Annotated in this window: 11 protein-coding genes and 1 pseudogene; 9 read left to right on the forward strand and 3 right to left on the reverse strand. The window is 39.9% G+C overall.

The window, feature by feature from the left end:
* Position 1: 1 nt before the first annotated feature.
* Together PHAL_RS0120635 and PHAL_RS0120640 are read left to right on the forward strand one after the other, a co-directional pair.
* Positions 2–760 (forward strand): type II secretion system protein N, encoded by a 759-nt coding sequence (locus PHAL_RS0120635; RefSeq protein ID WP_016710335.1) that lies wholly within the window; start codon positions 2–4, stop codon positions 758–760.
* Positions 761–777: 17 nt separating this feature from the next.
* Complete coding sequence (locus tag PHAL_RS0120640) at positions 778–1,398, forward strand: UPF0149 family protein (protein ID WP_016710336.1); 621 nt, start codon at positions 778–780, stop codon at positions 1,396–1,398.
* A 205-nt stretch (positions 1,399–1,603) separates the two neighbouring features.
* Here PHAL_RS0120640 and PHAL_RS0120650 read toward each other — a convergent pair whose 3' ends face one another.
* Positions 1,604–1,963 carry a hypothetical protein gene (locus tag PHAL_RS0120650; protein ID WP_016710338.1) on the reverse strand — a complete coding sequence of 120 codons (360 nt, stop codon included), beginning with the start codon at positions 1,961–1,963 and terminating at the stop codon, positions 1,604–1,606.
* Positions 1,964–2,252: 289 nt separating this feature from the next.
* Here PHAL_RS0120650 and ccoG point away from each other — a divergent pair, with 289 nt between their 5' ends.
* The 5 genes and pseudogenes from ccoG (at position 2,253) to PHAL_RS23265 (ending at position 6,544) form a co-directional block, all read left to right on the forward strand.
* Positions 2,253–3,683 carry a cytochrome c oxidase accessory protein CcoG gene (ccoG, locus tag PHAL_RS0120655; protein WP_016710339.1) on the forward strand — a complete coding sequence of 477 codons (1,431 nt, stop codon included), beginning with the start codon at positions 2,253–2,255 and terminating at the stop codon, positions 3,681–3,683.
* Positions 3,684–3,751: 68 nt separating this feature from the next.
* Positions 3,752–4,729, forward strand: coding sequence for a serine/threonine protein kinase (locus PHAL_RS0120660; RefSeq protein ID WP_016710340.1), 978 nt, complete (start codon positions 3,752–3,754; stop codon positions 4,727–4,729).
* Between the two features lie 27 nt (positions 4,730–4,756).
* On the forward strand, positions 4,757–5,380 hold the full coding sequence (locus tag PHAL_RS0120665; RefSeq protein WP_016710341.1) for a thiol:disulfide interchange protein DsbA/DsbL: 624 nt from the start codon (positions 4,757–4,759) through the stop codon (positions 5,378–5,380).
* Positions 5,381–5,398: 18 nt separating this feature from the next.
* Positions 5,399–6,034, forward strand: coding sequence for a thiol:disulfide interchange protein DsbA/DsbL (locus PHAL_RS0120670; protein WP_016710342.1), 636 nt, complete (start codon positions 5,399–5,401; stop codon positions 6,032–6,034).
* 61 nt (positions 6,035–6,095) lie between these two features.
* Positions 6,096–6,544, forward strand: a pseudogene (locus tag PHAL_RS23265) (DUF523 domain-containing protein).
* 12 nt (positions 6,545–6,556) lie between these two features.
* On the opposite strand, the gene trmA reads toward PHAL_RS23265, so the two are convergent.
* The gene (gene trmA / locus PHAL_RS0120680; protein WP_016710344.1) at positions 6,557–7,654 is read right to left on the reverse strand and encodes a tRNA (uridine(54)-C5)-methyltransferase TrmA; all 1,098 of its coding nucleotides are present in this window, start codon (positions 7,652–7,654) and stop codon (positions 6,557–6,559) included.
* Positions 7,655–7,819: 165 nt separating this feature from the next.
* Here trmA and PHAL_RS0120685 point away from each other — a divergent pair, with 165 nt between their 5' ends.
* Positions 7,820–8,941: a DUF5610 domain-containing protein gene (locus PHAL_RS0120685; RefSeq protein ID WP_016710345.1), complete on the forward strand. Its 1,122-nt coding sequence runs from the start codon at positions 7,820–7,822 to the stop codon at positions 8,939–8,941.
* A 62-nt stretch (positions 8,942–9,003) separates the two neighbouring features.
* The gene (gene murI / locus PHAL_RS0120690; protein ID WP_016710346.1) at positions 9,004–9,801 is read left to right on the forward strand and encodes a glutamate racemase; all 798 of its coding nucleotides are present in this window, start codon (positions 9,004–9,006) and stop codon (positions 9,799–9,801) included.
* Here the strand turns inward: murI and PHAL_RS0120695 are convergent.
* Positions 9,764–10,243, reverse strand: a complete 480-nt coding sequence (locus PHAL_RS0120695; protein ID WP_016710347.1) for an RNA recognition motif domain-containing protein — start codon at positions 10,241–10,243, stop codon at positions 9,764–9,766. The genes murI and PHAL_RS0120695 overlap by 38 nt on opposite strands.
* Positions 10,244–10,618 lie beyond the last annotated feature (375 nt).

A 10,618-nucleotide genomic window follows, 5' to 3' on the forward strand; every position in this document is an offset into this window, starting at 1 on the left:
AATGAAAAAAATAGCGATTATAATAGTAGTGTTTTTGTTCGGTTTTGTTTTTTTTGCATTATTAAAGACCCCTGCTGCCGTTGCGCTTAATTTAGCAAACCCTTATCTACCAAAAGATCTGCAAATTGGTCAAGCCTCGGGCAGCATTTGGCAGGGGCGGATCATGCAGTTGCGTTATCAGGGAGAGCAAATTAATAACCTAAGCTGGGATATTTCAGGTTGGGCATTGTTTAGTGGACGGCTCAAAGGCAATATAAAGTTTGGTGATGCACGCAATACCGATGAAATGTCTGGTCGCGGCGATTTTAGTTATGGTCTATTGAATCAAGCAGTGGCATTAAATGATGCAACTTTACGCCTAAGTGTTGAACGTGCGATGCAGCGCTTACAATTGCCGTTACCTATTAATGCTAAAGGCAGAGTTATTGTTGAACTAGAGCAATACAATTCAGGACAACCTTATTGTGAGGCGTTAAGCGGTGAGATTGCTAGCCCAAATATAGATGTACAGGGGCTGTCAGGTTGGTTTAGTGTTGGTCCATTAAGTGGCAAGTTAAGTTGTAAATCAGGCGACATTGCGGTGTTGGTTGATCCAGAAAATCGTTTAGGTCTAGCAGCGGACGCCACCTTAAAGGCTAATCTAGATTTCAAAGTCGCAGGCTTTATTAAGCCTGAAGCATCACTACCAAAAGAAGTACATGATGCAGCTAAATTTTTGGGGCGCGCAGATAGTAATGGCCGTTATCCACTAAACTTTTAGGCAAGATTAGGTTTTATATGCAAATCCCAGAGTTTTCAGTACAACATGCTCAGCAGCTAAATGCATATTTAGCCAGTCATGACGGTGCCATGAGCTTAGTGCAAAGTAAGGGTTACTTGTTTGCGGTAATATGCTCACCAGAACCATTAGATGTTCATGAGTGGCTTGAACAAATAGTACCAAACAGCAACGGGCAACTAGAAGAACAAGTGCTGTTTGCCTTTATGGCTTTATATCATCAGATCAGTGAGCAGGTGTATGAGACGGGATTTAAGCTTCCTGTTAGTTTGCAAGTTAATGGCGAAGATGACAGTTACCTAGATTTACACGAGTGCCAACAATGGTGCCAGGGGTTTGTACAAGGTGCTAAAAGCTATATAGATAAGCTAATGCAAGCTGATACCCTTACGGCCGAGCTAGTTGATGCATTGCAAACCGCTTATGCGAGTTTAGGTTTTTTTGCCCTAGAACCTCAGCTAATTACAACTATTGCGGAGCAAAATCAGCTTAGTGAGATACAGTTAAGTCTGCAGCAATTTGCTGTAATGGGAGACTTTGCATTAGGCTTTGCAGAGCTAATAGAGATAATTGCAGTGCAAAGTGGCCTTTATAGCGATGAAGAAGAAAGTTGGAGCTAGCGTTACGCTAAATCCAACATTATTTCTGTGCAGCCTTTCTGGCATTTAGCAACCCCTTGGCCGGGTTGTTGAGTTTTTAAATCCAAGGTTAATATGCCTTGGCATACTTCACATTTTACAGTGTGTCCTTTCGCGAGCTTCTTCAGTAAATTTTTATGCTGATTAAAAGACGCGCTACTTTTTTTTGTTAATGCTGAAAAGTCCACTATTTACCTCTACGTTCCGCCAGTGCGGTCGCTGCAATGCCACACACTGTATTTAAACGGTCTTCGTAAAAATATAAATTGAGATCTTTACTACGGCAATAACGAGTATGGAATAGTTGTAACTGCTCATCGGTTTGCATGGTTTCTTCAAGGTATTCTAATTCTGTTTCTGAGAGTGTTAATTCAGATTTAATACGATTTTTTGCCATGCTGGCGGCTGGCCCACGGTTTACTTTACTAGCACTACTTAACAGACCAACGCCTTCCCCCAGCAGTTTTTCTCTGGGTTCTTTTATCATGGGGTGATCAATTGTGAATAGGGCGAGTATCACTACTACAAGTACAAGGAATTTTTTCATATTGTATGTAAACTTTGATCTGAACGGGTACGAATTGACCACCAGTGTAATAAAATGCCCCTTTGTAAAGCAAGTAAGTTAGATGAATAAATTATTAGCGATCAACTTCAGCATTTTTATCAATTGTAGGTATAATGGACAGGAACAATTAGATTTTTCAGAAATCTCTGAACTTTTACGGCGTTGTGGTTCAGTTTGCACTACTTTTAAATATAAGCGCAGTGATTCGCTATTTAAATTGCATTTGATTGTTTGACTTTCATTCTCCAAGCGGCGTTGAGGAACTTCGATGGACAAGCAAATAAAAGTAAAGAATATTCCGAGTGAGGTAAAGATCGAAAAGCCCGATCTGCATTCCCATCAGGATAGGTTTAACCCCCGAAATCGTATTTATGTACGTGCGGTAACGGGATTGCACCAGTTATTAAGACAACGAATTGGCTTTTTAGGTATGTTAGCGTTTATGGCTTTGCCATGGATAAACTTTAACGACCAGCAAGCCGTGTTGTTTGATCTTATAGGTCAAAAATATAATATCTTTGGGCTAACGTTATGGCCGCAAGATTTCACTATCCTCGCATTTATTCTCATGCTCGCTGCATTTGCATTATTTTTAGTTACCACTTTTTATGGCCGGGTGTGGTGTGGCTACACATGTCCGCAAACAGTCTGGACCTTTATTTTTATTTGGTTTGAAGAGAAGTTTGAAGGTACTGCAAATCAACGTAAAAAGCTTGATCAACGACCAATGGACTTTGATAAGTTTTGGCGCAAAACAGCCAAACATACTAGTTGGGTTGCATTTTCTCTCTATACTGCTATTTCTTTTGTTGGTTATTTTACGCCCATTCGTGAGCTCGTTCCTGATTTTGTAACCTTTAATGTTGGTGGCTATGCATTAGTTAGTATTATTTTCTTTGCTGTGTGTACATATGGTAATGCAGGTTGGATGCGCGAAATCATGTGTTTGCATATCTGTCCGTACTCACGCTTTCAATCAGCAATGTTTGATAAAGACACTTACACAGTAAGTTATGACGAAAAGCGTGGGGAAAACCGTGGCCCACGTTCTCGTAAGCAAGACCCCAAAGAGCTTAACTTAGGCGATTGTATTGACTGTAACTTATGTGTCCAAGTGTGCCCAACAGGGATCGATATACGTAACGGCTTGCAAGCAGAATGTATTAACTGTGGTGCTTGTATCGATGCTTGTGATGGGGTTATGGATAAAATGAACTATCCACGCGGCCTGATTTCTTATACCACAGAGCGTAATTTAGAAACACCAGAGAATAAAACCAATCCGCTGCGGGCTAAAATCATTGGCTACAGTGTTATTTTAGTGGTGCTGAGTGCGGCGCTGGTGGCCAATATCGTGATGCGCAAACCAATGGACTTAGATATTATTCGCGATCGTAATCAGCTATATCGAGTTGATTTTAACGGTCTTGTTGAAAATACCTATACACTAAAGGTGATCAACAAAGCGCAATACGAGCAAACCTTTAATATCAAAGTGCAAGGATTGGAGAATTTTAAATACATAGGTAAGCAAACCTTTACCGTGCAGGCAGGGGAATCGCATAATGTGCCATTGTCTTTAGTCATGGACCCTTATGATTTGAAAGCGCCAATGACAGAGTTTAGCTTTGTGTTGTCGCCGACGAACGACCCTAGTTCACAAATATCGCAGCCGAGTAACTTCTTTAAAGCGCGATAGTTAAGTACACTATAGATAAGCACATAAAAAGCGGGATGTTCTCGCTTTTTTTATAACTGATGAGAATTATGAGTAAATTTAGTTTTGTAGATCTTACCCCAGATTCGATTTTAGATGCGGTAGAAAGTATTGGTATTTATGCAGAATCGGGCTTGCTCGCACTGAATAGTTACGAAAACCGTGTTTATCAATTTAAAGCAGACGATGGCCTGCGTTATGTGGTGAAATTTTATCGCCCAGAACGCTGGAGTAAGGCGCAAATACTGGAGGAGCATAATTTTACATTTGAATTAGCTGATGCTGAAGTACCCGTTGTTGCCCCTATTCGCCGTAATGGCGAAAGCTTATTTGAGCATAATGGCTACCTGTTTACGCTATTTCCAAGTGTTGGTGGGCGTATCTTTGAAATGGATAACCTTGATCAGCTAGATGTACTTGGGCGTTTAATTGGCCGAATGCATCAGGTAGCGAAAGGAAATGTTTTTAGTGAACGTCCGGTCATAGGATGTGATGAGTATTTAGATACAGCTAAAATTCAGTTGCAAAACAGTAATCTGGTGCCTAGTAGTTTAACCACTGCGTTTTATACTATTTTGGATATGGTGATTGCTAAAACGAAGTCACTCTATCAGCAAGTAGAAACTATTCGCTTACATGGTGATTGTCATGCTGGAAACATTCTCTGGGCAGGTGATGCGTTAATGTTTGTTGATTTGGACGATAGCCGCCAAGGACCAGCGATTCAAGATTTATGGATGATGCTCAGTGGTGATCGACACAATCAACTGTTACAGTTAGACACCTTGGTGGCAGCGTATGAAGAATTTTGTGATTTTGATCACACACAACTCAAATTGATTGAACCTTTACGCGCGATGCGTATGATTCATTATATGGGTTGGTTAGCTAAACGCTGGGAAGATCCAGCATTCCCGCGGAACTTTTCATGGTTTGCTGATGACAAATACTGGGAGCAACAGATTTTAGCGTTAAAAGAGCAATACTCTGCATTGCAAGAGCCGCCGTTAAAGTTGCTACCTAACTAATTATTAAAATATCGAAACGAGAGTCCAATGCTTAAAAAACTAAAACTGAGTTTATTATTGTTATGTTTACCCTTTGCAGCGATGGCTGCAGACTTTAAAGCGGGTGATCAATACGAAGTACTTAAAATTGAAAAAAGCAAAACACCTCAGGTCACTGAGTTTTTCTCTTTTTATTGTCCGCACTGTTTTAAGTTTGAAGCCGTTGCGAAAGCAATGGAAAAAAGTTTACCCGCAGGCACTGAGTTTGTAAAAAATCATGTTAATTTTTTAGGTGGTTTAGCGCCAGAAGTGCAAAGCAACCTAAGTTATGCGTACATCATTGCTAAGCAGCACAATAAAGGTGAGCAAGTTGCAGATCAAATTTTTGACAGCATTCATGTAAAACGCGCTCCTTTAAATAATATTAAAGACGTTAAAGCATTGCTTGACGTTAACGGCATAGATAGTGATACGTTTGATAAAGAAATTGCGAGCATGCCTGTGATTGCTGCTGAAAAAGCCATGCAAGATAAGCAGAATAAATTCTCGCAAATGGGTGCTCTAACCGGCGTACCTACTTTTATCGTTAACGATAAATACAAAATTAATATCAATACCATCAAGAGCCAACAGCAGCTTGATGAGCTAGTTGCCTTTTTATTAAAACAATAATTTTTGGAGTTTTTCCCGATGATCAAATTAGTTAAAGCTGGATTGCTGGCCTTGTTATTACCGTTAGCTGCAAATGCAACAAGCACATACGAAGAAGGTGTGCATTATGATGTTGTATCCGAGCGAGCGAGTAAAAAACCTGAGGTAAAAGAGTTTTTCTCATTTTATTGCCCAGCGTGTAATAACTATGAAGCGCTACTAGCGGATGTGAAGCCTAAGCTTGATAAAACAGTCGAGTTTAAAAAGAGCCATGTTGATTTTGTTGGAGTTCGTGATCCTGAAAATCAACAAATGATTTCTCAAGCATTAGCAACTGCGGAAGTGTTACCACAAAAAGATGCCATCATTGCAGCTATGTTTAGCCATATTCATGTTAAGCGTGCTAAGTTTAATGAATTAGCGGATGTTAAAGATGTATTCGTAGCCCAAGGCGTTGACGGCGATAAGTTCGACAAACTTTATAAAAGTTTTTCAGTACGTACTATGAGCTCAAAAATGAAGCGTGACCAAGATTACTATAAAGATAAAGGCGCACTGCGTGGTGTACCCACTTTTATCGTAAATGGTAAATATAAGCTTAACTTGGGGCGTGAATCAGGAATTACCGAGCCTGAAGATATTAGTAAACTAATTAACTATTTAGCTGCTAAATAAAACTAGTTAGCTGTATAAAAAGCTCCGTACGCGGAGCTTTTTTGTTAGTGGTGAAAATACAATGGAAAAAATACTCATTTCAAGCTGTTTGCTTGGCACTCCTGTGCGTTACGACGGCACGGGAGTGCAATTACTTCATCCGCAAATAATGACCTGGCAACAGCAAAAGCTGATCGTGTCTTTTTGCCCCGAGGTTGCTGGTGGTTTACCTACCCCCAGAGATCCTGCTGAAATCAGCAATGATAAAGTGATTACCAATATAGGTGATGATGTGACCGCTGAATTTAAGTTAGGTGCACGCAAAGCGCTGCAACTTTGCCAGCAGCACAATATTCGTTTTGCGCTGTTAAAGGAATCAAGCCCTTCTTGTGGCCGCAACACAATTTATGATGGTTCGCACAGTGGCACTAAGGTTAAGGGGATGGGCCTGAAGCTGCATTGTTAACTCAACATGGCATTGAAGTGTATAGTGAGCAGCAAATGCCAGCGCTAGTCCAAGCACTGGCATGATAAAACCTTCTGTTACTTACGTTGTAAAAACACCCCTGATTCTATGTGATGAGTGTAAGGAAATTGGTCAAAAATTGCGAAGCGCTTAACTTCATGAGTACGACTTAGGTGCTCTAAGTCTCGCTCTAGGGTATCTGGATTACATGAAATATAAATAATGCTTTCATAGTTAGCGACTAAATCACAGGTCAGTGTATCCATGCCAGACCGCGGCGGGTCAACTAAAATGGTTTGACAGTTATAGCTTTTTAAATCAATACCCTCTAAGCGTGAAAACGTGCGCTCGCCATTCATCGCTTGAGTGAACTCCTCACTAGACATGCGAATAATATCTAAGTTAGTCACCTTGTTTTTGGCAATATTGTACTGTGCAGAGTGCACTGATGACTTTGAGATCTCTGTAGCTAACACACGATTAAACGAGCTTGCCAATGCAATCGAAAAATTACCATTGCCACAATACAGCTCAAGCAAATCATTTTTTAATGGCTTACATAAATCCTGGGCCCACTCTAGCATCTTAATATTTACTTTGGCATTAGGCTGGGTAAAGCTATTTTCTACTTGTTGATAAATAAGCTCTTGGCCATTAACGGTTAGACGTTCAGTAACATAGTCATCACCCAACACTTCTTTTTGTTTGCGGGCACGGCCAATAAAATCAATTTTAAAGCGTTCACTCAGCGCCACTTTTAACGCTTTAATGGCTGTTAGCCATTCATCATCTAATGGTTTGTGGTAAAGCAAGCTTACAAGAATTTCACCACTGAGACTTGATAAATAATCTATTTGAAATAACTTGCGGCGTAATATCTCACAACCCTTTAAATTTTCGATCATCGCTTGCATAACTTCGCCAATCAGCGGTGCTGCTGGATCAAAGGTATCTACACGAATTTTTTCTTTGGTAGCTTGGTCAAACATAATATGGAATAAATCATCCCCATCATGCCACACTCTAAACTCAGCGCGTTGACGGTAGTGAATAGGCTCTGAGCCAAATACTTCTAATTGCTCAACCCCAAATCGTTGGAATTGCGCAATAATACGCTGCTCTTTTTCGCTTAATTGCGCATCGTATATTGATGTATCGATCTTAATAACTGCCATTATGCCCACTACCTTCTATCTTTAAGCTATTTATCGGCGCTATTGTAGGGGGCAGGGAGTATTTGTCTAGTTTTGCGTAATGAAAGGTGCTGTTTTTTTGTACATTTCGCTTCAGTTATTTATTTTTAGGCCGATACTAAAGAATGCAACTATAGGAGTCGGATCATGAAAATAGGTAACTTTGGCTTTGTTCCAAATAACAATGTCAATAAATACAGTAACAAAGGTGCATTACAGCAACCTACAATACAGTCTCCCCAAGATAGTTACCAGCAACGTGGTAGGGAGTTAGCCGCAAAAGTATTAGGTGATAAAATGGCACAAGCTTTGGGTTTACCTGTCGCTGAAGAGAAAAAAGACAAACCGTTATTCGATTTTGAAGAAATTGTCAAAAATGTACTGGATTTTGTAACGGGTGCGGTTAAAAAAGCACAAGCCGGTGGTGCCGATGATGACAAACTCAAAGGGATGCTCAGTGATGCACGCAAAGGTGTGCAAATAGGTATCGATGATGCTTATGAAGAGCTCAAAGGCACAGGGGTTTTAAATGACGAAATAGAAGAAGGCATCGAAAAATCAAAAGCAGGTATTTTTAGTGGCCTTGATGAATTTGAAGAAAACTTATTTAACCCAAAACCTGAGTCTGTGAGTGTGAGCCAAGCACAGTATCTAAGTTTAAGTAATAACGCAGAATATAACTTTACCACTGCAGAAGGTGACGAGGTGACTATTAGCTTTGCTGATGCCTTTAAACAACAATCAGCAAGTAGTTATCAACGTAATGGTCAAAACGAAGGTTATGCTAGTGAATCATCACAATCACGTGAACTGTCCTTTAGTATGTCGGTCAATGGTGATTTAAATGAAGACGAGCAAGAGGCAATAAATGCCTTAATGGAGGATCTTCAAAATGTGAGCCAAACCTTTTTTGGTGGCGATTTAGAGCAGGCGTTTGCACAAGCACAAGAGCTAAGCCTTGGTAATGAACAGCTGGTGGCGTTTTCAATGGATTTAAGGCAGACCAAAACCTTCGCTGCAATAAAAGGCTATGAAGAAAATAAACCTGCCCCAGAGAAAAAAGTTGCTGAAAAAATAGCCCCATTTAATGATGATTTAAAAGAAGCATTCAATAAAGCGGGTGATCTAGGTTTACAAAATGAGCTTGCAGGTATCTTACAATGGCTGAATCAAGATAAAGAAGAGATTGGCAAGCTGGTTGAATATACTAAATCGATGTTTGAGCAAATGAATAAGCTACGCTCAGCCGCGTCAGAAAGCGAAGCGTAAACTTTATTTCTGTTTAACTGCATGGCAAACTGCTTCGCTTAAAGTAATACGGGGCGAGTAGTTTGTCTGCACATATTTTAGTTTTTGACTCAGGCCTTGGTGGCACCACTGTACTTGAGCATATTCAACGCGCGCTCCCAGAAGCGCAATTTAGTTATTTTATGGATAATGCCTACTTACCCTATGGTAAGCAAAGTCAACAAACCATCATTAACCGTCTTAGTGCTTTGCTTGAGTTTATCGCAGTTAATCAATTAGCGGTTGATATCATAGTGATCGCCTGTAATACCGCTTCAACAGCAGCTCTGTCAGCAGTTAGGAAACTAGCGAGTATCCCTATTGTAGGTGTTGTTCCTGCAATAAAGCCTGCCACCTTAGTAACGCAAACAAAGCATATTGCATTATTAGCAACACCTGCAACAGTACAAAGTGCTTATACGCAGCAATTAATACAAGAGTATGCAAAGGATGTAACTGTTCATTTATACGCAAGTGTAGAGTTGGTTAATATTGCAGAGCAGGCTTACTTAAGTAAGCAACTAGACCAGAATAAACTAACCGCCGAACTAGATAGGTTAGCAATTGATCATAGTGTGGATGTCATAGTTTTAGGATGTACACATTTCCCGCTCCTAACTCATGGCATTAATGACTATTTTGCGGGAGCTGTTAGGCTACTTGATTCAGGGGCTGCAATTGCAAAGAGAGTTGTAACTTTATTAGCAACTGAAAAAAGGCCTGAAGTAGCGGTAGATAAAAAAAAGCCGCTGCATTTTTACGCAACGGCTTCTATTTATATCGATAAGCAACCGGTGGAGCTAGTTACGCTGACTGATCTGACTCAGAACGAAAAGAGCTAGATTCATCATCTTGTTTTTGTTTTGCCTCACGTACCTTTAACGTACGCTGTTGAAACTCACTATCGTTTAATTTAGCAATGGCGTTGTCAGCATCAAGTTCTGCCATTTCAACAAAACCGAAGCCACGACGTTTGCCAGTATTCTTATCCTTTAATAAACGAACATTAAATACTTTACCTTGCTCTTCAAATAAAGTGCGAACTACGCCTTCATTTGCACGATAAGGAAGGTTGCCAACATAAAGTGTTTTTGTTTTTACTTCGGCATCTTCAACATCGTCAGATGACATTGCAGCAATAACCACACCACCAATTAATAAACCAGCAGCAAATAATAGTGCAGGACTTAATTGTAAGCTTGAAAGTGCAAAGTTAACTATAACGAAACCAATAACAGCAAGGATAACTGAAGAGATAAGAGATTTTTGATCGGGTAATTTCATTTTGATCTACCAATAAACAGGAAATAAACATTAATTTAACATTGTGAACTTGCTATCTTAACGCGATAAATGAACATAGCAATGTTATTTGTGTGAAATTATTTAATTTGCAGCAAAAAAAGTGCATAAAAAGCGGCTTTAATGTGTTTTTTTAGTGGTTTTGCATGCTTTTTGAGCGAACGATCAAAAGATTACAAAAAAGTGTTGATCTGTTTTTGGATCTCCCTATAATGCGACCCCACTGAGACGGCAGAGCGCATCGCATAGCGAAGCACGCTACTCACAGAGTTAAATAAAACTTACGTTTAAATCATCGAAAGAAACTTTAAATTAAGTGTTGACTCGAAAAATAAAGGATGTATTATACGCATCCCT

The organism is Pseudoalteromonas haloplanktis ATCC 14393, assembly GCF_000238355.1.
GTDB lineage: Bacteria > Pseudomonadota > Gammaproteobacteria > Enterobacterales > Alteromonadaceae > Pseudoalteromonas > Pseudoalteromonas haloplanktis.

Excerpts from the sequence above, each read along its gene's own strand:
- PHAL_RS0120635 (WP_016710335.1), top strand. The coding sequence starts at position 2 with ATGAAAAAAATAGCGATTATAATAGTAGTGTTTTTGTTCGGTTTTGTT.
- PHAL_RS0120640 (WP_016710336.1), top strand. The coding sequence starts at position 778 with ATGCAAATCCCAGAGTTTTCAGTACAACATGCTCAGCAGCTAAATGCA.
- PHAL_RS0120650 (WP_016710338.1), bottom strand. The coding sequence starts at position 1,963 with ATGAAAAAATTCCTTGTACTTGTAGTAGTGATACTCGCCCTATTCACA.
- ccoG (WP_016710339.1), top strand. The coding sequence starts at position 2,253 with ATGGACAAGCAAATAAAAGTAAAGAATATTCCGAGTGAGGTAAAGATC.
- PHAL_RS0120660 (WP_016710340.1), top strand. The coding sequence starts at position 3,752 with ATGAGTAAATTTAGTTTTGTAGATCTTACCCCAGATTCGATTTTAGAT.
- PHAL_RS0120665 (WP_016710341.1), top strand. The coding sequence starts at position 4,757 with ATGCTTAAAAAACTAAAACTGAGTTTATTATTGTTATGTTTACCCTTT.
- PHAL_RS0120670 (WP_016710342.1), top strand. The coding sequence starts at position 5,399 with ATGATCAAATTAGTTAAAGCTGGATTGCTGGCCTTGTTATTACCGTTA.
- trmA (WP_016710344.1), bottom strand. The coding sequence starts at position 7,654 with ATGGCAGTTATTAAGATCGATACATCAATATACGATGCGCAATTAAGC.
- PHAL_RS0120685 (WP_016710345.1), top strand. The coding sequence starts at position 7,820 with ATGAAAATAGGTAACTTTGGCTTTGTTCCAAATAACAATGTCAATAAA.
- PHAL_RS0120695 (WP_016710347.1), bottom strand. The coding sequence starts at position 10,243 with ATGAAATTACCCGATCAAAAATCTCTTATCTCTTCAGTTATCCTTGCT.